Origin of the sequence: Haloferula sp. BvORR071, from assembly GCF_000739615.1 — a bacterium.
In the GTDB taxonomy this organism is placed as follows: domain Bacteria; phylum Verrucomicrobiota; class Verrucomicrobiia; order Verrucomicrobiales; family Akkermansiaceae; genus Haloferula.
This window is the reverse complement of the sequence record NZ_BATP01000058.1, coordinates 93,223-115,306: the sequence shown is the minus strand read 5'-3', so window position 1 is coordinate 115,306 and position 22,084 is coordinate 93,223. Positions and strand designations below refer to the sequence as shown.

General features: G+C 62.7%; 21 protein-coding genes. 8 read left to right on the top strand and 13 right to left on the bottom strand.

The annotated features are described in order from the left end of the window. Positions 1–136: 136 nt before the first annotated feature. The 7 genes from BV071_RS35950 to BV071_RS28940 all read right to left on the bottom strand — a co-directional run bounded on the left by BV071_RS35950 (position 137) and on the right by BV071_RS28940 (position 9,492). Positions 137–1,768, bottom strand: a complete 1,632-nt coding sequence (locus tag BV071_RS35950; RefSeq protein ID WP_035614982.1) for a hypothetical protein — start codon at positions 1,766–1,768, stop codon at positions 137–139. A 105-nt stretch (positions 1,769–1,873) separates the two neighbouring features. Next, positions 1,874–3,145 (bottom strand): glycosyltransferase N-terminal domain-containing protein, encoded by a 1,272-nt coding sequence (locus BV071_RS28970; protein ID WP_052574018.1) that lies wholly within the window; start codon positions 3,143–3,145, stop codon positions 1,874–1,876. Between the two features lie 11 nt (positions 3,146–3,156). Further along, positions 3,157–3,735, bottom strand: coding sequence for a 16S rRNA (guanine(966)-N(2))-methyltransferase RsmD (gene rsmD / locus BV071_RS28965; RefSeq protein ID WP_075091033.1), 579 nt, complete (start codon positions 3,733–3,735; stop codon positions 3,157–3,159). 21 nt (positions 3,736–3,756) lie between these two features. Continuing rightward, on the bottom strand, positions 3,757–5,127 hold the full coding sequence (locus tag BV071_RS28960) for a hypothetical protein (protein WP_052574016.1): 1,371 nt from the start codon (positions 5,125–5,127) through the stop codon (positions 3,757–3,759). A gap of 57 nt (positions 5,128–5,184) precedes the next feature. After that, positions 5,185–5,988: a hypothetical protein gene (locus BV071_RS28950; RefSeq protein WP_052574015.1), complete on the bottom strand. Its 804-nt coding sequence runs from the start codon at positions 5,986–5,988 to the stop codon at positions 5,185–5,187. An 81-nt stretch (positions 5,989–6,069) separates the two neighbouring features. Continuing rightward, complete coding sequence (locus tag BV071_RS28945; protein WP_035614968.1) at positions 6,070–8,283, bottom strand: sulfatase; 2,214 nt, start codon at positions 8,281–8,283, stop codon at positions 6,070–6,072. Positions 8,284–8,370: 87 nt separating this feature from the next. After that, a complete protein-coding gene (locus BV071_RS28940; RefSeq protein ID WP_035614961.1) occupies positions 8,371–9,492 on the bottom strand; it encodes a hypothetical protein in 1,122 nt (373 codons plus the stop codon). A gap of 46 nt (positions 9,493–9,538) precedes the next feature. Between BV071_RS28940 and BV071_RS28935 the strand changes: the two genes are divergently transcribed. The 3 genes from BV071_RS28935 to BV071_RS28930 all read left to right on the top strand — a co-directional run bounded on the left by BV071_RS28935 (position 9,539) and on the right by BV071_RS28930 (position 11,855). Continuing rightward, complete coding sequence (locus BV071_RS28935; protein WP_035615057.1) at positions 9,539–10,714, top strand: hypothetical protein; 1,176 nt, start codon at positions 9,539–9,541, stop codon at positions 10,712–10,714. Between the two features lie 294 nt (positions 10,715–11,008). Continuing rightward, the gene (locus BV071_RS35945; protein ID WP_265595024.1) at positions 11,009–11,146 is read left to right on the top strand and encodes a hypothetical protein; all 138 of its coding nucleotides are present in this window, start codon (positions 11,009–11,011) and stop codon (positions 11,144–11,146) included. 268 nt (positions 11,147–11,414) lie between these two features. Continuing rightward, entirely contained in the window at positions 11,415–11,855 is a 441-nt protein-coding gene (locus tag BV071_RS28930; RefSeq protein WP_035614959.1) for a hypothetical protein, read from the top strand. Between the two features lie 342 nt (positions 11,856–12,197). Here the strand turns inward: BV071_RS28930 and BV071_RS28925 are convergent, their stop codons facing one another. Both BV071_RS28925 and BV071_RS28920 read right to left on the bottom strand, forming a co-directional pair. Further along, positions 12,198–12,749: a hypothetical protein gene (locus tag BV071_RS28925; protein WP_035614958.1), complete on the bottom strand. Its 552-nt coding sequence runs from the start codon at positions 12,747–12,749 to the stop codon at positions 12,198–12,200. A gap of 183 nt (positions 12,750–12,932) precedes the next feature. Then, positions 12,933–13,613 carry a Type 1 glutamine amidotransferase-like domain-containing protein gene (locus BV071_RS28920; protein ID WP_035615055.1) on the bottom strand — a complete coding sequence of 227 codons (681 nt, stop codon included), beginning with the start codon at positions 13,611–13,613 and terminating at the stop codon, positions 12,933–12,935. Positions 13,614–14,005: 392 nt separating this feature from the next. Between BV071_RS28920 and BV071_RS28915 the strand changes: the two genes are divergently transcribed. Further along, positions 14,006–14,467, top strand: coding sequence for a MarR family transcriptional regulator (locus BV071_RS28915; protein ID WP_035614955.1), 462 nt, complete (start codon positions 14,006–14,008; stop codon positions 14,465–14,467). A 227-nt stretch (positions 14,468–14,694) separates the two neighbouring features. Further along, complete coding sequence (locus tag BV071_RS28910) at positions 14,695–15,228, top strand: hypothetical protein (RefSeq protein ID WP_035614953.1); 534 nt, start codon at positions 14,695–14,697, stop codon at positions 15,226–15,228. Between the two features lie 274 nt (positions 15,229–15,502). Here the strand turns inward: BV071_RS28910 and BV071_RS28905 are convergent, their stop codons facing one another. Both BV071_RS28905 and BV071_RS28900 read right to left on the bottom strand, forming a co-directional pair. Then, a complete protein-coding gene (locus BV071_RS28905) occupies positions 15,503–16,042 on the bottom strand; it encodes a hypothetical protein (RefSeq protein ID WP_035614951.1) in 540 nt (179 codons plus the stop codon). A gap of 35 nt (positions 16,043–16,077) precedes the next feature. Then, positions 16,078–16,611 carry a hypothetical protein gene (locus BV071_RS28900; RefSeq protein WP_035614948.1) on the bottom strand — a complete coding sequence of 178 codons (534 nt, stop codon included), beginning with the start codon at positions 16,609–16,611 and terminating at the stop codon, positions 16,078–16,080. A gap of 218 nt (positions 16,612–16,829) precedes the next feature. On the opposite strand from BV071_RS28900, the gene BV071_RS28895 reads away from it, so the two are divergent. Together BV071_RS28895 and BV071_RS33900 are read left to right on the top strand one after the other, a co-directional pair. Continuing rightward, positions 16,830–17,444, top strand: a complete 615-nt coding sequence (locus tag BV071_RS28895; RefSeq protein ID WP_035614945.1) for a terminase small subunit — start codon at positions 16,830–16,832, stop codon at positions 17,442–17,444. Positions 17,445–17,765: 321 nt separating this feature from the next. Then, the gene (locus BV071_RS33900) at positions 17,766–18,143 is read left to right on the top strand and encodes a hypothetical protein (protein ID WP_052574013.1); all 378 of its coding nucleotides are present in this window, start codon (positions 17,766–17,768) and stop codon (positions 18,141–18,143) included. Positions 18,144–18,330: 187 nt separating this feature from the next. Here the strand turns inward: BV071_RS33900 and BV071_RS28880 are convergent, their stop codons facing one another. Both BV071_RS28880 and BV071_RS28875 read right to left on the bottom strand, forming a co-directional pair. Continuing rightward, positions 18,331–19,248 carry a sterol desaturase family protein gene (locus BV071_RS28880; protein WP_035614941.1) on the bottom strand — a complete coding sequence of 306 codons (918 nt, stop codon included), beginning with the start codon at positions 19,246–19,248 and terminating at the stop codon, positions 18,331–18,333. A 126-nt stretch (positions 19,249–19,374) separates the two neighbouring features. Continuing rightward, a complete protein-coding gene (locus BV071_RS28875; protein WP_052574012.1) occupies positions 19,375–21,315 on the bottom strand; it encodes a PAS domain S-box protein in 1,941 nt (646 codons plus the stop codon). Between the two features lie 142 nt (positions 21,316–21,457). Between BV071_RS28875 and BV071_RS28870 the strand changes: the two genes are divergently transcribed. After that, a complete protein-coding gene (locus BV071_RS28870; protein WP_035614938.1) occupies positions 21,458–22,057 on the top strand; it encodes an HAD-IA family hydrolase in 600 nt (199 codons plus the stop codon). Positions 22,058–22,084: the final 27 nt, after the last annotated feature.

The window sequence follows — 22,084 nt, the reverse complement described above, 5'->3', positions numbered from 1 at the left end:
CGGAACCCCGACGCGATCCCCCGTGAAGGTAATACCGGATCAGCCAAGACAGCCGCCCGATGGAAATGAAAAGGGCGGGACGAATCGCTTCGTCACCGCCCTGACAGATTGCTTCGGGTAAGCCGCGCGAAACGGCTCAATCCTCCCTGACCAGCGCCACGATCCGCCCGCGCTTCTCGAGGCGGCGCTTCCAGATCATCGCCGGTCCACGCAGGTGCTTCAAGCGCGTGGCGGACATGCGGGTGATGCTGCGGATCAGCTTGGCCTGGTTCGGCACGGTGACATGCGCCTTGCGGGTTCTTTTCCGCTTCTTGCGCTTCTTCTTTTTCGCGGCCTTGGTGGCAGGTGCCTTCTCTTTCGCTGCCGGTGCTCCCTGCGGTGCACGCCGGCGCGGCAGCACGATGGTATCATCGGCGAAGAGCAGGACATGGCCCTGCGTGAGCAGCCAGAAGAGATCAGCGAGCCATTCGGTGCCTGCTTCGGTCTGGCCTTCGGGGAGCACACCCTTCCAGAGCTGGCCGAGCTTGGCCGTCGGGTTCGCTTCGAGCCAAGCGACGATCGCCGCGGGGCGCTCTGCCAGCACGGCATCAGTCGTCAGCGGATGCGGACGGGCCGGACCGGTAAAGAGTTTGCCCTCGCGCTTGAAGACGGAGAGGTGCTCGTTCTCCAGCAAACGGCAGATCGCGGGAATCAGAATCGCAGGATGCTTGCGGGCGTGCGAACCGGCGATGCGGACACACGCGAGAAGGCCGGGCGAAAGATTCTTCGCCGGGATGTCACCGGAGACTTCCGCAGTGCGAACTTCCGCGAAGATCTCGGAGAAGGCCCGGGTTGCGAAGTCGCGCTCGATCTCGCTGCGGTCGAAGCGCCAGGCGCTGTCGTCCGCGCCCTTGGCCCGCCAACGCACGCGCTTGCGCATCGTGTCGAGCCAGGCATTCACCGCTTCCTCGCCGCGCTCGGTGCGGACCCGCGAGGCGTAGACCTCGAAGGGCAGGTTCGGAAAGCGCTCGCGATGGATGCGGCGCAGCGTGGTCTGATACGAATGGAAGTTCGGCGGGCCAAGCCATTCGCCGCTCATGCCGCAGCGGGCCACCACCTGGAAGTTGCCAGCCGGCGGATCGGTCTCAGTCTCTTCTGACTCGTAGTACTCGTTGGCAGTCTCCGATTGCCAGAAGTGGGCAACCGCTTCCTCCTTGGTCAACCAGATCGACTGGTCCTTCTTCGAGAGGAACAGCGAGGGTGCATTGCCCGCGAGCGAGAAGTTCAGATGATAGCGGCCTCGACCTGCGAGCAGGATCTGCGCGACATCATAGAGCGAATAGACACGCGCGACATGATGGATTTCGCGGACGACGAGATGGACTGCCTCCGCTGCGGGCGAGATCGTCACCCGCACACCATCGGCCGGCATCGGCAATTCGCGCGGGCCGAAGTCGCCACGACCACCGCCACCGCGGCGATCGCGATTGTCACGGTCGCGAAACCCGCCCCGGTCGCCACGGCCATCGCCGCGCCCACCACCGCCACCGCGGTTGTCACGATTATCGCGGTTGTCCCGACGCCCTCCCCCATCGCGGCGATCGAAATCCCTGCGCTCGAAGCCGCCCCTACCGCGCGGATCATCGCGGTCGCGACGCTCACGGGGTGGTGCTTCTTCGCCGTGTTTTTCGACGGGTTTCTTCGCCGGTGCATCGCTCCGGGCCCAGGAAGGGCCCAGCTCGAATGCGGACAGCAGGCGCTTGGCCAGCTCATCGGAGGGATCGCTCACGCCGCGATGCTAGCGGGCGTTCAGGAAATGACAAACTCGCGTTGGAACAATCTCTGTCCGCTTTTCCAACCGGAAAACGCTGTGCATTCTAACACCTGCGGCCTTTCAGGCAGTCAATAAATCGAGCATGCGGCCGGTCGCGCCCGCGTGCACAGCGAGGACCCGCGCGGCCTCATCGCACATCCGCGAGCAGCGCGCAGGGTCCGCGAGCAAAATCCGCGCACTCTCCGCCAACCCGGTTTGATCGCTGAAGCGGATTGCCCCGCCAGCCGCGACCAGGGATGAAGCGAGCGGCTCGAAGTTCTGCATGTTCTTGCCGAACAAGAGCGGCTTGCGCGCGAGGATCGCCTCGGCGGGATTCTGGCCGCCCGTGCCGAGGATGCTCTTGCCGATCACCACTAGCGTGGAATGCGCCGTCCAATCGCGGAGCTCACCGGTGCTATCGATCACCAGACAGGCACGGACCGGATTCAGCGGCGGATAAAAAGCCGAGCGCAGCACGACCTCGAAATATTCCTTCTCCAGCGCGGCCCTGACTTCTGCGCGGCGCTCCGCATGACGCGGCACCACGGCATAGACGGCATCCACCTCTCGCAGGGCTTCGGCGAGCCACGCCTCCTCGTCACCATGCGTGCTGGCAGCGAGAATGACCGGACGCCCGGCACCAAAAACGGACAGCATCGCACTGAAGTCCGCGCGCTGCTGCGGCAGGGCGGCAGCACCGGGATCGAACTTCGAGCTGCCAGTGACGGTAATCCTCTCGCGCGCCACGCCGAGAGCTTCCCAGCGCGCAATGTCCGCGTCTTCCTGCGCGGCAACCTTGTCGAGCATCCCGAAGACCGGACGCACGATCGACGCGAGCTTGCGGTAGCGGCGCTCCGAGCGTGGCGAAAGCCGGGCATTCAGCAGGCTCACCGGAATGCCGCGCTTGCGGCAGGCCATCAGCAGATGCGGCCAGGCCTCGCCCTCCACCAGCACAAGTTGCGAGGGCTCGAAGCGCTTCAAGTAGCGGCTCACGCAAATCCGCAAATCCACCGGCGAGTAAGTCACTCGCACCGCCGGCAGCGCGGCTTCCATCGCCACGGCATGACCGGTTGCGGTGCCGGTCGCGAGCACGAAGCGCTGCTCCGGATCGCGCTCAAGCCAAGCGCGGATCAACTTCAGCGCGAGCATGGTCTCCCCTACGCTGATCGAGTGCACCATTACCGCGCCGCAGGGTTCTTCCTCCTCGGGCCGGGTGTAGATCGCGAAGCGCTCGCGCAAGCCGCTGCCAAAGCCACCGCGGCGTCCCATCCTGATCAGCCAGCCCGGCAATGCGGTGAACAAGAACAAGGGCAGCAACAGGCGATAGAGCCCGAGGACAAGGCGGAACGGCATCTCCGGAAAAACTAGGAAGCAGGGGCCGCAGCGTAAAGCAGGATGGCACTGTTGCCATATTCACGGCGGTCCTGCAGCACGAAGCCCGGGCCTTCCGGAGAGCGGGATGAGGTGGCGCACTCGCCGATCAGCCAGCCACCCTCCGCCAGCCGCGGGGGCAGGGCGGGATTTGCCAGCAGCGCTTTCAGGTGGTCCCGGTCGCCGGGGTTCTTCGCATAAGGCGGGTCCGCAAAAATCAAATCGTAGATCCCGAGGTCCTTCGTAACCCAGGCATGGACATCGGCCCGCACCACCCGCCCGCCTTCCAGCCTCGCCTTGGCCAGATTCTCGCGGATCACGATTTCCGCCTGGCGGTGCTCATCGACGAAGACGCAGGACTTCGCGCCGCGGCTGAGAGCTTCCAGGCCGATCGCGCCGGAGCCGGCGAAGAGATCAAGCACGGCCGTACCCTCCACCGCCGGACCCAGGATCGAAAACATCGCCTGCCTGACGAAATCCGTGGTCGGGCGGGTAACGGCCTTCGGCACCTTGATGGCGAGTCTTCCTGCAGTTCCGGCGATAATGCGCACGGCCGGACGATGCCAAGTCATGCGCCGCGCTGCAACCCGCGATCACTGCGCCCCCGCGAAGACTTGCAGGGCCTGCCCCGGCTTCAAGACCGGCCCGCCTTCGCCGAATTCAATGCCGCGGCCACCCGGGTACGATACCCATCGTAGATCAATGTAGAGCCGCGCCGGCGTGTCCATCGTGTGGAAGACGGGCGGCACCACCGCACCTGCCGGGATCAGCCGCTGCTGCCATGTCTGGGCGACTTCCGGCAAAACGACCATGCGCAAGACCGCCGCCAATTCGCCGCCACGCAGCGAGCCATTTCCAAGCAGCGAGACGCTATCGCCGATCATGCGCGCATCCGGGCAATTAAGAATACCGCCCTGCAAGCTCACGCTGGCGGAGGCATCGTGGAATTCCAGCGTCTGCACCGCGGGCTTCATCGCCAGTTCCTTCATCTCCGTGGCAGCGATTCCCTGCCAGCTGCCGGGTGCCAGCAGCAACCCGCGGATCCGCGCTCCCGCCGCGAATTCGGCGGCCTTCGGGCTGAGTTCACGAATCGCACGCGAGAGATCCAGCGGCTGCTTCTCGGTCCGGATATCCGCCTCGAAGGGGATGCCTGGCAGGCGACCGAGGACCATTTCCACCTGCGCGCGAATGCCCGCCAGCTCCACCTCCCCCGGCCCGACTCGCAAGGCCGGTCCCGCCCACGCGACCGGCAGGGCCAGATTCGCCCCCATCTCCTGCTCCAGAGCCTCCACCGCCGCCACGCTCAGATTGCCGGACGCCTGAGGCCCACCAATCGGAATCCGCCCCTTGAAACCGGCAAAGCCCGCGAGCTTCTGCCCGGAAAGGTAAAAATCACAGTCCGCATCACTCAGCTCCAGCCAAGCTCCGGCAGGCGGCTCCTTGGCTGTGACCGGGGCGGAGACGGGCACAGCCGGGCTCGAAGTTGCGACCGGCGGCGGCTTGCCTGCTGCCGGTGGTTCCGGCGCGCCATGGGGATCAGGCACGGCGGTCGGCGGTGCCTCCGGGGCCGCACTCGCCAAGGGCGGCCCCTCGTGGGGAGGACTCAGCTTCCCTGCTATGCTCGCCAGCATCTCCAGCGCAATCGCCCCGCGTGGCCGCTCGATTCGAATCTCCGCCACTCGCAAATGCCCCTTGAGCAGCGGCTTCCACTGCGGAAACACCCGCAGACCCCGCAATTCCAAGACCGGCCGATCCAGCGTGTCCCGCAGCGGCGGCGGCTGGAGCAGGCGCAGCTCGCCTAAGAAAACCCCGCTCCATGGCGTCCACGAGGCGTGGCCGAGGCTCGCTTCCAGCCCGCAGCGCTGCGTGATCTGCGCCGCCACGCGCGCCCGTCCCCATGGGGTGGCGAGCACGAGATTCAGCAGCCCGAGCAAAAGCGGCGGCGCGGCCAGCAAGCCGAGCACGATCCGGCGGAGCCTGCGTCTCCGTCGGGGCACGCGGCTCGGGTCACCGGGCATTCCTTACTTCTTCTTCGGCTTGGTGGTCGGCTTCGGCGCGGGTGCGGGCGTGGGCTTGGTGCCCGGAGCCGGTGCCGGGGTCGCTGCCGGCTTCGGCTCGATAATGCCAGCGGCACCGAGCGGGAAGCGGATCACGAACTTGCGCTCGCCCAGCGGCGAACCCTGCGCGGAGATTTCCTGGAAGCTGTAGATCAGCAGGCCGTACTTGCCGTCTCCGGTCTTGCCGACCGCCACGTTCTCCTTGGTGGACGCCAGCGTGGTTTCCGCCAGGTAGCGCCACTCCGCGCCAGTCCAGGCACCGAGGGTGCTGTTGACATCGGCCGCCACGTCGTCGATCCGCTTGAGAGTGCCGTTGGGCGAAGAGAAAGCGTCCTCCTTCGAGTCGTATTTCAGCGTCACCAGCGTCGGCAACACACTGCCACTGGAACCCAGCGCCCAGCGACCTTCCGGCTCGGAGCGCAGAAGCAGTGTCACGCCCTCGGTCGGGCGCAACTCGCGCTTCGCCCAAAGCTTGAGATACTCGTCATACTCCTCCTTGGTCAGTCCCAGGCGTTCGTCGTAGGGCAGCGGCACGCCCTTCTTGCCAGTCTTGGAATACTCGATGAACCAATCGGGATTCTTGCGGGCAGCCGCTTCCACCTTGGCAACATACTTGTTCAGCTCCGGCGGCGGCGTCGGCACGACCACTTCGGCTTTCACCGGCACCCCGGGCTTCAGCAGTCCCTCGAAGCATTTCGGAACCTGCTGCGCGTGGAGCGTAGCGGTGGAAACAAGGGCGGCGATCGGTAGCAGGGCGAATTTCTTCATGGAGACGAGCGGACTTTTGCCGGGGGAGCGGGCCGAAGCATTTCCGCCCGCGCGCGAAACTCAAGCGGCAATCCGCCGGGATCAGGGTTCTCCGCCGGGGAAAATCGCCGGGATCAGCGTTTCCTCGCGTTTGTCGATCCACGACTCCAGCGCCTTTTGCATCGGCGCGAGCACCTCCGGACGCTCGGCGGAGAGGTCCCGGCGGCTGTCCGGATCCTCCTTGATGTGGAAAAGCCCGAAGTGCCGGTTGCCCTCACTGCACGGGGTGCAGACCACTTTCCAGTCCCGGGTCCGCAGGCAGCGCTGCTTCGCATTGATCACCGGCTGGTCGTATTGGGGCAGGACCACGAACTGATAATTGTAGTTGGCGTCCACGATCACCATGTCCTCCACGCCAGGCAATTTCGGACGCTCGATGCCCGGGACCTTGAACTGGATCCACGGCAGGCTGGTCTCGGCGAAAAAGGGCCGGTCGGCAGGCTTGTCCGTGCCGCGCATCCAGCCCGCCACCGACTTGCCCTCCCACTGGGCGGGTGGCTGGACCCCGGCCAGATCCAGCAAGGTCGGCGCCAGGTCGATGCTGCGGATCTGCTCGGAAACTCCCGCGGGGTAGACGCCCGGAGCCCGGATCACCATCGGGATGTGCGAGCAATGATCCGCGCCATTGAAGCCCATGCCGTGGGTCAGGGTCACACCCGGCTCGTAGAGGTCATCGCCATGGTCTGCAGTGACCACCACGATCGTGTTGTCCTCGAGGCCATTCTTGCGCAGCGCCTCGCGGATGCTGGCGAAGCAGGTGTCAAACTGGCGGGTGCAGCCGTCGTAGAGCGAGCGGATCTGGCGGACATCGGCCTCCGGCAGCGCGGAGAGCTTGTTCTCCATCTGGGTGCCCTTGACGAATTCATTGATGTCGAAGGCGACGCCGGTCTGATGCGCCCCCTTGTATTTCGGGTCGGAGAACATAGTATTATACGGCTCCGCGCAGCGGTAGGGCAGATGGTTGCAGGAGTAGAAGACGTGCCAGAAGAAGGGCCGTCCGCTTTTCGCCTGCTCCGCCAGCTTGTCCTCCACCCGCCGCGTCACCACGGCGGGCGTCACGAATTGCGCGAAGGAGTGGATCTGCGGGTAGATCGCGTATCCTAGGCGATTGTCGAAATACAGCGGCACCACGAAGTGCGCCATGAAGACGGCCTGGCTCATGTAGATCCGGAAGTTGTCGAAGTCAGAAACAGCGACGTCCTGGAAATCGAGCGGCATCATATGGTAGAAGCCCGCACACCAGTCACCGATCGCGGCGGTGTCGTAGCCCTTCTCCGCCAGCACACTGCCGATGGTGCGGATGGATGCCTGGGTCTTCTTCACCTGATCCTGGGCCGGATACATGTAGCGGATCCCGTGGGTGTGCGGGTAGCTCGCCGACATCACCGTGACGGCGGACTCCAGTGTGGAGGCAATCGGCGTGTAGCAGTGCTCGAAGCGCACGGCTTCTTTGGCCCAGGCATCGATGTTCGGTGAGACTCCCGCCGCGGCCGCGCCATCGCTGCGGCCCGGCTTGTAACCGGAGAAGCCCAGGCGGTCACCGCGCAGGGAGTCCGAGCCGATGATGATGATATTCGGCCGCTTCTTATCCGCCGTAGTCCCCTCCCCGGTCTTGTGCGGGGCCAGCGCCCAGGCAATCCCGCCCGTGGCCAGCAGCAGCACGCCCACCAGCGCGATCCGCGTGCGCGGCTTGAAGCGCAGCAGCCACCAGCCACCCACGACCGCCAGCACCGCCCACGGCAGGACGTCGAAGAGCACCAGATTCACCGCCGGCCGCAGGGATTCCGGCGGGGCATTCAGGATCGCCCAGTAGAAATTCCCGAACTTGGCGTCGCCCATGAAGTAGGGGCGGCTGTGGATCATCCGCACCATGAAGTAGCCGTGCACCAGCACCACCAGCACCAGCGCGGGAATCACCACCGAGCCACGGCCACGCCACTTCATCCGCTTCCGCCAGGTCACCAGCGCGGGCATGATCATGAAGATCCCCGCCACCCACAGCAGCGCATAAGCGATCAGCACCAACAGGTTCTGGCCGATCACGAAGTTGAGGTAATCCTTCCGCGCGAGCTGGCTGAACTTGTTGTCCATCCCGCCCGAGCCACCGGCCAGCTGCATCAGGGCGACCGCGTATTGGAAGACCAGGAAAATGCCGACGGCGATCCCGGCGCCCTTCAGCTCCTTGCGCCGCTCGCTCACAGGTTTCGCGGGGCTGTTCTCGCCGGATTGGGTCGCGGGCTCGGATTCTGATGGCATAGGCTCGTAATGCGCGGGGATGACTCTACGGGAGGGACGGGCAAGATTCGTCGCGCCGGGCCGCAATGCCGGGAAGGCCTGCCGCAATCAAGGCGTTTCAGCGGACCGGGCACCGACCTTGACCCAGCGCGGTTCTACCATCTTCTCGATCACCACGCCGCGCGGGGAAGCGCTCTGTTCGAGCACCCGCAAGCTCAGGATCGCGGTCGCCACATTGCCGGGCGCGCTGTCGCAGTAAGCTTCCAGCGCCCGCACTACCTCGCTGCCTGCCTGCGCATAACCGTACAGCATTTCATCCGAATCCCGGGTGCTGAGACGGAAGCAGCGCCACTTCCCGCTATCGGAGAATTCGTGGCTGAAATGGACATCGCGGGTGATCCAGACCCGGAAGTCCATGGCCCCGGTCGGCCGCCCCTTCACGTAGCGGTCCCATGGGATCGGCTGGTAGCAAACGTTGGTCTCCCAATCCACTTTCACCTGGTCGTCGCCGATCTGCTCAAGCAGCAGGCTTTGCATCTGGCCACCGCCGACCTCCGCCTGAACCACCCAGAAAGGCTTGCCATCCAGGGTTTCGGGCCGGAACAGCCCGAGACGCAGGTACTTCGTCTTCACCGGCGGCTTGCGCTTCCAGAAGTCCTCGATCAGCGGCTTCACCCGCTCCGGGTCCCGCACCAAGGGCAAGATCGCACTCATGGTATCCGCGGCCAGGTAGTCGCGGACGGTCTTCTCCACGGCGTCCACCAGGCGGCGGGCCACCGCATCCTCGTGCTCGTCCTCGGCCTCCTTTTCCCGCGCGCCTTCGTGGGCTTGCTCCACCTTGGCCTCGCCTTGGCGCATCGCGCGGAAGGACCAGACGCCCGCCCCCAGCACCAGCAGCGAGATCAGGACAAACCAGCCGTAGGGCAGGCCTTTGAGACGGGTGCCTTCCCCGCCCCATGCCTGCTCCAGGCTTTCCTGCTCCTCGGGCGTCTCCAGGATCGCCTCGATCCCCGGCTCGATGCTGCGGCCGTCGAAATTTTCACGGCCCTCAACCTCCAGACGCTCCGGGGCTTCCGCCGGCGCGGGCATCGGCGCCACCTTCAGGCTCGGCTCGGCGGGTGCCGGCGTGCCGGGGCCGCCCTGTGGCTTCAAGCGCACCACCGATTGCGGCGCGTCCGACCCGTCGTCATCGACGACGCGCAATTTTGGGGTGGGATCGGAGTCGGGCATGAAATCTCGGACGGGGGGACAAAAGCTGCAAATGCCGTTCGACGCAATGCCTGCCTTTGCCTTAGAAGCGCGGCGACGCCTGACGATGCCAGCCCGGATTCTCATTTGCACCGCCGCCTTCGGGGAAGGCCACAACAGCGCCGCCCGCAATCTGGCCCTGGCCCTCCAGGAGGCGGGCGCGGAGACCCAGGTGGCGGATCCCTGCATGCTCGGCGCGCCGGTCAGCACCCGTTGGATCTGCAAGGGTTACCGGATCATGACCACCCGCGCCCCGCGGCTCTGGTACCGGGTCTACCTCTCCACCGACAAGGTCGACTTCTCCCGCCAGCGGATGCCGCTGATGCGCAAGCCGGAGCGCAAATTGGGCGAGCTGGTCGCGGACTGGAAGCCGGACGCGGTGGTCTCCACCTACCCGCTCTACCCCTATTTCCTCGAGCGCCTGCTGGAGGGAAACCCGAATCCGCCCCAGCTCTACACCGTCGTCACCGACTCGATCGAGATCAACGCCGCCTGGATCAAGGCCCCGACCGGCGAGTGGCTGGTTTCCGATCCCTACACCCGCCAGGCGATGATCAAGGACGGCGTGCCCGCCGAGCGGCTGGTCGATACCGGCTTCCCGGTCAATCCCGCCTTCTCGCGGATGGAGCCCGTGCCCGCGGATGATCCCTGCGAGCCCTTCAAGGTGCTCTACTTCACCACCGGCCGCCGCCTGCACGTCCGCCGGATCTCGAAGGCGATTTTGCAGACCTCGCCGCGGACGCAGATCACCATCGTCTTGGGCCGGAATGTCCGCCACCTCTACAAGAAGGCGAAGGAGATCAAGGATGCCTTCCCCGGCCGCGTGAAGCTCAAGGGCTGGACCCGCAAGGTCCCCGCCCTGCTCAACTCCCACCACCTCGTCGTCGGCAAGGCCGGCGGAGCGACGGTGCATGAGGCGATCGCGGCGCGTTGCCCGATGCTGGTGCATCACCTCGTGCCCGGGCAGGAGGAAGGCAACCTACGGCTGTTAGAGAAGATCGGCGCGGGGATGCTGGCGGAGAGTCCCGAGGCCTTGCGCAGTGCGGTGGCGGATATGCTGGCGGATAACGCGACGCTGTGGCGCTCGATGAAACGCAAGCTGGCGGCGCACGGGAGGAATGCCGGGGCGATCAGCGCGGCGCGGCATATTTTGCAGCGCTTGGAGAAGCGGGGCGAAGAGAGCTCGACGAGCGGAGAGGGCTAGCCTGGCAGAGAGGATTAGTGACGGCTTCTTCAGGGCCAAAGGCCCGCTAGGGCGCGCTGGCCTCAGCGCGCCGCGAGCGATGTGGGGATCATCCAAGAGCGTAGAAGACGGTTGAGGTACGCGCGGATCGCCCGCGGCGGCCTGAGGCCAGGCAGCCCTACCGAAAGGCAGCCCTACCGCCAGCCGACTTCTCGACAAACTTCAGACAATTGGTATGCTCACTCGATACAGCCGATGAGCACTGCGGATCTGAAACGAATGATCGATACGCGGACTTCCGAGGAGCGGAAGTAGATGACCGCGTATTTGCTCGACCAGATGTTCGCGGTTCCTGAGTTGAGCCAGACTGCCGGGGAATTGGCCGAACTGGCCCGCCGCCGGAGCGACCTGCTGGAGGGGCGGCGCGTGTCGCAGGCCGATGCCCATTCGTGAACGAGGTTCTCGTCACCCGGGTGGAGCGGCGGTGAATCGCACCGGCGAGGTGGGGAAGCTCATCCCATCTACAGAACGGCACTCAACTATGCTTACGAGCTTAAGATCAAATGCCCGTAGATGCTGGCCCCTGCATATTGCGGAGGGTGACAGCTCGCTTGGCTTCCGGATTGGCGGGCTGCCGCCCCTGGGCATTGTCCCGGAATTCCCGAATGAGCGGACCCAGTATTTCGGGACCTTCCCGATTTCCGAGGGCAGGACTGAGGAAATGTCGATTTTTTGTGCCTTCGATTATCTGGATTACAAGAACCCCTGTTTCTTCGCGCGGAATATCCACAAGGCGATTGGTTCCGAACTCGTTCAATGCCTGTTTCACCCCGCTGCCGCCCGGGCCGAGGCCTCTCCATTCCAGTCGGAGCTTGAAGGCTATCGCGTGACGGTCGGGCAAGAGACGAGTGACCCCGAGGATCCGAGCACCGGAGTACCGCACAAGATTGGCGGGCTGCCCTTCCTGGACTATGATCACCCGAGCGCCAGGGGAGTCTCAGCGGATCTGCTTGCGGACGGCTACTTGCATCTCCTGCAATGGTCCTTTCCAGGTGCGGGGGACTGCAGGGTCAAAGGGAACTGGCCATTCGCCAATTACTCATTCCATTTGTATCTGAAGCTGACTGAAGGAGGCTTTGATCATAAGGTGCTGCTGGTTTGATGTTTCAATCTGCGGTGGCCGCAGATGTGTGGAGTAATGGGTCATTCACCGAAATTCGCCGATGGGGTCAGTCCTGAATGGCGCTAAATTTGGGCGGCTTTCGGTAGGCTGCCTTTCGGTAGCGCGCGCCGGCTTCAGCGCTCCGCGAGCGGTCGGGGCATCCGAGAGCTTAGTAGATTGTTGAGGTCCTCGCGGATCGCCCGCGGCTGCCTGAGGCCAGGCAGCCCTACCGGAAGGCAGCTCGTCATCGTCGCAGCAATTCTTGCGACGATGGAGGTGCCCGGAGCAGCGCCAACCGCACGGCAGCTTAGGTAACGTTTACACAACAACAATAGCATTCCTTCAATCGCTGCCCTCCATAAGCTTTTCCGCTAGTTTTTTCGCCTCCAACCATTGCGGATTCTCCTGTGAATCCTTCATATCCCATAAAGGAATAAAGTCGGCCTTATCACCATTAAAAGAACGGATCGAAATTTTAATTCCACTTTTTCGAATATCATCAGAACTTCCCTCCTCCGGCTTTTCAGCGATAATTTTATCAACTGAATCAATCACGGATTTTATTATGCTTTCACCCTGTTTACTTTTACCTAATATTACATGCCACCGATTCTCCGAAGGACTAAAACTTCCCGCAACTCGAACACCCCCCACATCGGTAACCCAAACAACCCATTGAAAGTCGAGATGACCTTCAGCGGACATCACCAGGCATCTCTTTGCCTTCTCTGGCCTTCCTTCGAAGTCCTTGACAACCCCCTCCACAATCCCCCTGCAGGCCATATTCTTCGCGGACGAAACATAACTCTCCCGCAAGACTTGATCCGAATCTTGTGCAAAAGCATGCAATCCGCTTGCCGCAATAGCCCCAATTAAAAAGATTTTACGATTCATATTAAAATTTATTTTCGGTCTCATCGAAATTAAGCCACTCCATAGACCCTCACCACCATTATTAGGGAAAGAGTCGAGCCCCCGCTTCTTTTTCCAAGGTTTACCCTTCTTGAAGTCCTTTGGATGGGGTCAGTCCTTGAATTTTGAATTGGGCGACTCGTGAACGATAGTGGTGCCGACCTCTCAAGATTCAAGGACTGACCCACCGACCGAGGCGTCAGGAGCAAGGGTTTGTTCTCTGTTGTGCGTTGCATCGAGGATGACTTCGCCATCCGGAATTGCTCGATACGGAAGATCATTCTCACGGTAGTAGTCCACGACAGCCTCCATGCTTTCGGATTCAAAGTGGTCACATCTGTAGTGAGGCACAATATAGTAGTCAATGAGGCCAAGTCCTTCCCATATGGTGGGGTGCTCATATCCGTAGGACTGAGCTTCCGGTTCATCAGCCAGGTGAATGCCTCTCAACGAAGGGGAAAGAACACAAATACCAGCGCTGTAGCCTCCGTAGAGGAAATGCTCGTCGTCAACCTTGCTATGGATCAATTGGTCGAGTCCGCTGAGGTGCATCGCCTTGCGTAGCAAGAAGGTATTGCCTCCGAGCACCCACAACATGCCAGCAGCAGCGAGCTTCTCCGAAAGGGTGCTCGGGGAGCTGAAATAATCCCGGAGATCCAATGCCTCTGCTGGAATTCCGAGGTCGGCCAATCGACCAAGCTCCCGCCCCATTCCAGACCTGAGGCGTTCGGAATCATTTGAGAAATCAAGTGCGTTAGAAACCACCAGAGCAGTCTTGCCTCGTGCGAGGTGCGCAAGGTTGTGCCCTTGATCGCCGATAAGATACGATGAGAGGTAGAGGTGCATTTTGTTAGAGAACCTCAGAAGCGCTCCAAGGGGCGCGACGGAGGTGTGGTTGAAGTGCAATTGAAAAGCTGCTTGCCCGTTGGGAGCCGCGAATTTGTCCGGCATGGGGTTGCTGGACGGTTGCTATGCGTGTGGATGGGGTCAGTTCTTGAATTTTGAATTCGACGACTCCTGAACGATGTCGGTGCCAGCTTTGCAAGATTCAAGGACTGACCCCAGCGATTCCGGAACATGAATGGGGTCTGCCGTCGGTGAGTAGCCGGATGCCGCGATCCCCATTTCAACGCGATTACGTAATATCGCCGAGTCCGGAATTCTGGAAGGGTCCGACCGTCAGCAAGCAATTGCTTTCCCCTCCCCACCCCCGCGGAGGGTTCCCCAAACATCCCCCCATGAAACTGATCCCTTCGGGCACCCAGAGTGCTTCGTTCAAGGCTGATGCCGGCCGTCTCGCAGACTTCGTCTTGTTCACCCAGCGCGGCTGCATCCTGAACCTCTCGAAAGAGTTGAACCGCGGCAACCTGTCGTATCCCCAATTCTTCCTGCTGACCTATCTTTCCAGCGAAGACTATCTGACGATGACGGACATCGCGAAAAAGATGGGGCACTCAACCGCAGCCGCAACCGGTTTGGTGGATCGTATCGAGAAGTTGGGCTACGTGGAACGCACCCATGCTTTGGAAGACCGGCGCAAGATCATGGTGCGCATCACGTCGAAGGGCATGGAAATGGTGGCCCACATGCGAAAGGAAATCGCGAACGATTTGGCAGGGATCCTGTCCTCGATGGATGAGGAGGAAACGGAAACCGTGGAGCATATGAAACGCGCGATTTTCTCACGCAAAATCGCGTGATTGGGCGGATGGAGCCGGGTCAGCAAAGAATGACACCGGATGAAGCGCGTGCGGGGGTCAGTTCTCGCATTTTCACCTGAACCCTTCCATTGATCTCGGCGAGTCCATGCGTCGGGGGACCTCATCGACGTGCCATTCAGGACTGAACTTCCTACTGATCCATTTCAAGGAATGGTTTTTCCCAAGGAGATTCCTAAGGAGATCTTCCCTTTTGGGTCTACCCCTCGATGAAAGCCACAATCCTCGCGATCGGGATGATCTTCCCGGCTGCCGCTGCTGACCAAGCCAAGATTGCACCCGCCATTCCTGCCGACGGCGTGTTTGTGACCTACGGAGATCACTCGATCGTGCTTGAGCTCAAGGGTGGCAAGTTCCGCTACTGGTTCAGCTCGGATGCGAAGATTGCGGGTGACGAGTTGAAGTATCCGCTGGCCGGCACTTACAGCACGGACGGCGACAAGATCGTGCTCAAGCATGAGAAGATTCCCGGGCTCCAAGGTGAGTGGGCCGCGCGGCAGGTGGACGGGGTTCTGACTCTTTGGCGTTCGGATGCACTGAAGATTCATGACGAGGGCAAGCTCGACCTCTACATCGCGGGCAAGGCGAACTTCCTCCGTGCCGGTGCCGGCCTGGTCCTGGTGCCCACCACGAAAACCGCGGATGAAGCTTGGGCGACGCCGCAAGTCCGAACCCTGACGGAAGAAGAATCCAAGGCTCTCGAGGAGCGACAGCAGCAGAATCCGAAGAAGGAAAACCCATGAGAACATGGACAATGGGCGGCAGGTCCTGACGGTGAGCGATGCGTTGATGGGGTCCGTCCTTGAAATTTGAATCTGTTAGACAGGCAGCGGCAGCTTGGATCGGGCTTTCAGCCCTCTGGATTCTTGTTTGGTCCGGTTCCTAGGGCTATCGCCCTAGGCTGGTATGGGGCGGGCCTTTGGCCCTATGGAGGCGCTTCGCATTTTAACATCCGCGCCGGATTCCACTTGGGGAGTTCTAGGCAGATGCTCCTGAGCTCCGACACGCACGCCGAGATCATTTGTCCGGTCGCTCTGCGAACGGCTTGCTCAAGTCATGCTTGTTGAACTCCGCGATGATCGGCTCCAACCAGGGCTTGTCCGCGTCGTTCGCCTTCAGTGCCAGCGGCACCTTCTTCAGCTTGTGCTCCACCGCCACGCGGCGCACGCATTCCAGCGAAGCGCGTAGCACCCTCACGCGCCACTCCTGGCCATCCTCCGACGTCGCCTTCATCTTGGTCGTATTCAGGGTCACCTCCGGATTCGCGTCATCCGCGCCGCCGATCTCGAAGACCAGGCCGTAGATGGAGGCCAGATTGATGTCCTCCTTCGCGTGCTCCGGGTCATCGGTCGGCGGCACATTCCTCGCGCCGATCAGGTGGATGTCTGCACCCGGGCCCGGGTAGTTCCACTGGTGGCAGGTCACCTCGCGGATATAGAGGCCCGATTCGCCCAGCGACATCAGCGGCTGCCAGGTCTTGGCCAGTGACGATTCCCCGGCCAGCGCGCTGCCGGTGAGCGAAAGCAGCAATGAGAGGAAGAAGGTGATGCGTTTCATGGAGGGAAATGGAATCCGGAGCGCCAAGCCAGCGCTCACTCCCGCTGCGTGTAGAAGACCTTCGTCCGGTCGTGCTTGTTGAACTCCGCGATGATCGGCTCCAGCCAAGCCTTGTCGGAGTCTGCGGCCTTCAGCGTCAGCGGGACCTTCATCACCTTTTCGTGCAGGCAGCGGCGCAGGCACTCGAGGCAGGCGCGGATGATCTCCTCCCGCGAGATCCCGTAGTCCTTGAGGGGGCGAAACTGAGTCGCATCCATCACCAGCTCCTGCTTTTCCTCGTAGCTGTCCGTGGATTGGAACTTCACGCCGCTCATGGAGGCGAAGTTGATATCCTCCCTGCGCAGCTTGGGATTGTTGCTTGGCGGGGCATAGGCCGCGGAGATCAGGCTCACCACCGTGCTTGTGCCGCCGTTTCCGTAGAAGTCATCGCAGGGGACTTGGCAGATCCGGATCCCGCCGGCACCCATGCCGCTCAATGGCTGCCAGGTGAGGGTGAGCTGGGATTCGCTGGCGCTGGCGGAGACCACCGCGGCAAACAGGCAGAAAGCAGGGATGAGGAGGCGCTTCATAAGAGCCCCGTAAAGCGGAGCTAGAGGGAAGCTGGCTCCGGATGATGAAACTGCGATGGCGGGGATGTGAAATGCAGGTGCGATGGCGGATCGCAGGCGTTTTCGCTGGTTCCGATGAGCAACGCCCCAGCGCCCCCCAAAGATGCGCCCGTGTCCAACCAGCGGTGCCATCCGCCAATCTGGCCAGCCTGAGGGCAAGGAATCCCCGGAGACCAGAGATGAAAGACAAGCAAACACGACTCAATCCAAAGCAGGAGAAATTCGCCCAACTGGTGGCGCAGGGACTAGGCGCCCCGCGAGCTTACGGCGAGGCAGGTTATCTCGGCGCAGGCGGACACGGTGCAGAAGCCAATGGCAGTGCCCTGCTCAAGAAGCCGCACGTCGCGGCGCGGGTCGCGGAGATCCGCGAGATGGCGGATGGCCTGGGAGTCGCGCTGCTGACGATCGTGCGGAAGCGGACCTTCCTGGCGGAGGTCGTCGAGACCCCGATAGGAAGCATCGGACCGGAGTCGCGGCTCTGTCAGGAGTTCTGGGAGAAGTTGGAGATGCCGCGGGAGGGTGAGGACGGCAAGGTGGTCCTGCGGCGGCGAGTGAGGATGGTGGACAAGCTGCGCGCCATCGAACTGGACTCAAAGCTGGCCAATCACTTCGCGGCGGCGAAGGACGGCGATGAGGACAAGGCGGTGAGCGATGCCGCGGTCTCGGCCAAGGCGGCGGAGATGCTCCGGGGAATCGCGGAGCGGGTGAGGAATGTGATTCCGAAGATCTATGGGACGGAGGCGGAGGCCCGGGAGCTGATCGGCAGGGTGGCGGGTCGAATGGGTGGTGATTGAGGCGGTTTCCGTGGCCGGGCGCTCCAGCAGGTGCCGAATCCAGGGAGCGTCTTATGGAGTGCGGTGGCACGACACCGCTTTGGCTGCGGGGGCGCTGGCATTCTTCAATTCGTAGCCCTTTCCCGCAGCGTGAACGAAGCGCCCATCGCCAAGCTCACTCTTGGGCAATCCGGAGCCGTTTGCCGCGACGTCACCAACCCGGAGCCAAAGCGGTGTCGTGCCACCGCACTCCATATAGCGCCATTCCAGACGGGCTTTCCCCTTGGCCGGCAGCCTGAATTTCGAGTTGAATCCCAGCGGCTGAGGAACGAATAAGGGAGGATGAAAAAGCATTTACCCGGGCTGCGGGTGGCGGGAGCGGCGGTGCTGGTCGCGCTCTGCGCCTCGAGCATCGGATGCTATTCCGCGGCCTACCCTCGCAGCTACCAGTCGGCCCCCGCCTATACGGATGCGAAGGGCTATCAAGTTCCCGGGCCAGAGCAGCCGGCCCCTCCTCAAGCCCCGCCCTACGGCTACGGCTATCGCAGCGGCGTCGATCCCGGCTTGGCAATCGCCGGCGTGGCGGCCGCGGGGCTGCTCGGCTACGCGCTCGGGCATAATCACCATTCCTACTACGGTCCGGGCTACTACTACGGGCCCGTGCCCTATCGCTATGGGTATGGGTATCGAGGCCACTATGGGCGCTATGGATGTTACTGAGTATCGATGGGGTCCGTGGAAATTGGATCGATCGGTTATACCAACTTCAACAACCCGGGTGACTTTTCGTTAGAGGCGGAAGGAACCACGGATGGGCACAGATGGACACGGATGAAAGGCAGGAAAATTAGTTCCGAACTGGATCTCTCATTCGTGGTTGGACACTCCCAATAACGAGGCCGAGCACCTACGAAGCCTCAGTCGTCTTCTTCTGCTTCCGCAGTTTCTTCTGCGCGGCCTGATATCGCTTCCAGTAAAAGGGCGCGGCGAGTTGGCCGAAGAAGGTCTGGGGCATGGCCTCGCGGATGCCGATTTCACTCGGGGGGCGGCGGGCCTGGTCGTTGAAGTAGGTGCGGAAGATCAGGTCCCAGAGGACGAGGTTTTCGCCGTAGTTCTTGTTGCCCTCGCGGAGGTCCATCGAGTGATGCCAGCGGTGCAGGCCAGGCGTGTTGAAGATGTAATTCAACCACCCGAAGCGCATGCGGATATTGCAGTGGGTAAGGATCCCGATGAATGCGGTGATGCCGCCGACCCGGACCATGACCGGACCGGGCGCGCCGGCGAGGGCGGTGCAGGGCACGGTGAAGACGATGCTCTTGAAGGTATCGATGAAGTGGAAGCGGCCGGTATTGAAGAACCAGAGTTTTTTCGCGCTGTGATGGACGGCGTGGAAGCGCCACAGCGGCATCCATTCGTGGGCCACGCGGTGGGCCCAGTAGAGGCCGAATTCGGCGACGACGAGTGCAAGCACGACCTGGAAAAACATCGGCCAATGGTTCGGCCAGATGCCGCCGCTGGGTTGATCGCCGATGCTCTTGGCGAGGCCGATGGCGGTGGCGGAAATGATCAGCACCTGCACGGAGAGTTTCGTGAGCAGGGTATGGGCGAGGTCGGGGATCTCCTGGCCGTCGGAGTGGTGCCAGTCTTCCTCATGCGGCCGGATCCGCTCGAGGACGCAGAGCAGCAGCGCGAGGAGCAGGTAGGTGAGATTGAAGGCCAGGGTGCCGTGGCCCAGCGCGGTGCCGTAGGCCATCAGTGTGACCGCTCCGCCAAACAGGAGCGGCCACAGCAGGTAATCCAGAACGGTATCGAGAAATCTCCGCACCCCCGGCGTGCTAGGTGAAGGTGCAGAAGCTTGCAAGTGGGGGACGGAGAGGTGGCGGCTTCGTCACATGCGGAGGAAAGTCGCGAGGTGGTTCGTGCGGCTTTCAAAGCCGCGGTCCCGATTGGCTCAAGACGACAAGCTCGGAGCCTCATGCCCGCGCAGCACTTCGCGCAAGTCATCCGGCTTGGCGGGCTTGAGCAGGTGCACGTCGAAGCCCGCTTCCGCAGAGCGCCGGCGGTCGTCGGCAGCGCCCCAACCGCTGAGCGCGGCGAGGAAGACACGCGGGTACATGCGGCGGATGCGGCGGGCGGCTTCATAGCCATCGAGCTTGGGCATGCCAAGGTCGAGGAAGGCGAAGTCCGGGGCGAATTTCGAGGCAGCTTCCACTGCTTGGGCACCATCGTAGGCGACCACCGTTTCCATGCCTTCCATTTGGAAGAACATGGCAAGGATATCGGCGGCGCTGCGGCCATCGTCCGCCACCAGCACGCGGGCCGGTCCGGGCTTCCGCAGGACCGAAGGCTCCAACACGAGGGCCGAAGCGATGGTGGCATCGCTTCCCGCCAACACCGGCAGGCGCACGGTGAACTCGCAGCCCTTCCCCTCCCCTTCGCTGGCGACGCTGACATTGCCACCGTGCATCTCCGCGAGGTTGCGCACGAGAGTGAGGCCAATGCCGAGGCCCTCGGACGAGCCGCTCGCGCCTTGGTCGAAGAGCTCAAACACGGACTGCTGCAAGGCCTTGGGAATCCCGATGCCATTGTCGCGGACCTTGATCTCCAAGACCGACTCGCTGAGGCAACTGGCGCTGAGTTCGATCACCCCGCCCGGCGGCGTGTACTTCGCCGCATTCGAAAGCAGGTTGGAAATAATCTGCGAAATCCGGCTGGGATCGGCTTCGATCATCACTGCTTCATCCGGAAGCCCGAGCGTCAGGCGATGCTGGCGCTCTTCAACAAGCGGGGTGACCGCCTCCACCGCCATGTCCACCACTTGGCGCAGCGGCAGGACCGCCCGGCGCAGGTTGATCTTGCCCGCGGTGATGCGGGACATATCCAGGAGGTCATCGATCAAGCGGGCCATCTGGTCGACCTGGCGCTTGAGCATTTCGCCCACGCCGCTTACCGCGGCGATATCGCCGGGCGCATTCAGGATCAGCTCCACGCCGGGCAACATCGGTGCCAGTGGATTGCGGAGCTCATGCGCCAGCGTGGCGAGGAAGGCATCCTTGCGGCGGCCGGTTTCGCGGAGTTGCTCCACCTGGCGGCGGTCGCTCATGTCGCGCGTGATCTTGGTGAAGCCATGGAGTTCGCCGCTCCCATCGTAGAGCGCGGTGATCACCACATTGCCCCAGAAGCGGGTGCCATCCTTGCGGACGCGCCAGCCCTCGTCTTCCGCGCGGCCCTCCTTGAGCGCCTTGCCTAACAGGGCACCCGGCAGGCCGATCGTAATCGCTTCCGGCGGGTAGAAGATGGAGAAGTGGCGCCCCACGATCTCCTCTTCCTCGTACTGCTTGATCCGCCGCGCCCCGGAGTTCCAGGTCATGACGTGGCCTTCCGGATCGAGCATGAAGATCGCGTAATCCACCACATTTTCCAGCAGCAAGCGGAAGTGCTCCTCGCTGCGGCGGAGCTTCTCCTCGGCGGCCTTCCGCTCGGTGAGGTCGCGGGTGATCTTGAGGAAGCCCTCCACCTCACCGCCCTCCGAGCGGATCGCGGTGATCGTGACCGAGGCCCAGAAGCGCGAGCCGTCCTTGCGGTAGCGCCAGCCCTCGATCGAGAAGCTCCCCTCCGCTGAAGCAATTCTCAGCTCTTCATCAGGGAACTTCGAAGCGCGGTCCTCATCCGAATAGAACAGGGTGAAATGGCGGCCAATTACCTCGTCCGCCGTGTAGCCCTTGAGCCGTTCCGCGCCGCGGTTCCAATCGAGAATGATGCCCTCGCGGCTCATCATAAAGATCGCGTAGTCCTCCACCCCTGCGACGAGTTCGTCGAAATGCCCGCGGCGGGCGCGCAGCCACGCCGAGATCGTCTCGTCCGGCAACTGGGGAGAGGGCTGGCTGGGCATCGGGAGCCAAATGAACAAGCATTTGATAGAGAGTCAATCGAGCGCTAATGCCCGGGTGGCAGCATTTCCGCATTTTGCCATCTGACCCGGGCCGGATTGGCGCTTGGAAGCCCGTCTGCCCTGCCCCAGTCTGCCGCCTCGCATGACTTTCCTCTTCGATATCGGCAAGGTCCTCCTGGATTTCCATTTCGAGCGCTCGCTCGCGGCTCTGCTGCCGCCGGGGACCGACAATGTCGAGACCCGGCTGGCCACCCTGCTGGAGAAGAAGGACGACTTCGAAAGCGGCGCGATCTCCAACGCGGAGTATATCCCTTGGGCGATCGGCCAACTGGCTGCGGAGATCGAGGAGGAGCATTTCCTGCATGCCTGGCGGAATATCTTCACGCCGAACGAGCCGATGTGGCGGGTGGTGGAGAGCCTGGCCGCCGGCGGGCACCGCTTGATCCTGTTTTCGAATACCAACGGGATCCACTGCCCCTGGATCTTCGAGAATTACCCGATCTTCAAACACTTCAGCGGCGCGGTGCTGTCCCACGAGGCGAAGGGCCTCAAGCCGCACGATGGGATCTACGAATACGCGATCCGCGAGCATGGGCTGAAGCCGAAGGAGACGCGCTACATCGACGACCTGGGCCCGAACATCGAGACCGGCAAGCGCTGGGGTTTCCGCTCCTGGCAGTACGACCTGAACGATCATGCTGCCTTCGAGCGCTGGCTGGCGGCGGAATTGATGGAGGGCTGAAGCGCGTTTTCCCGCCCATTTTATGCC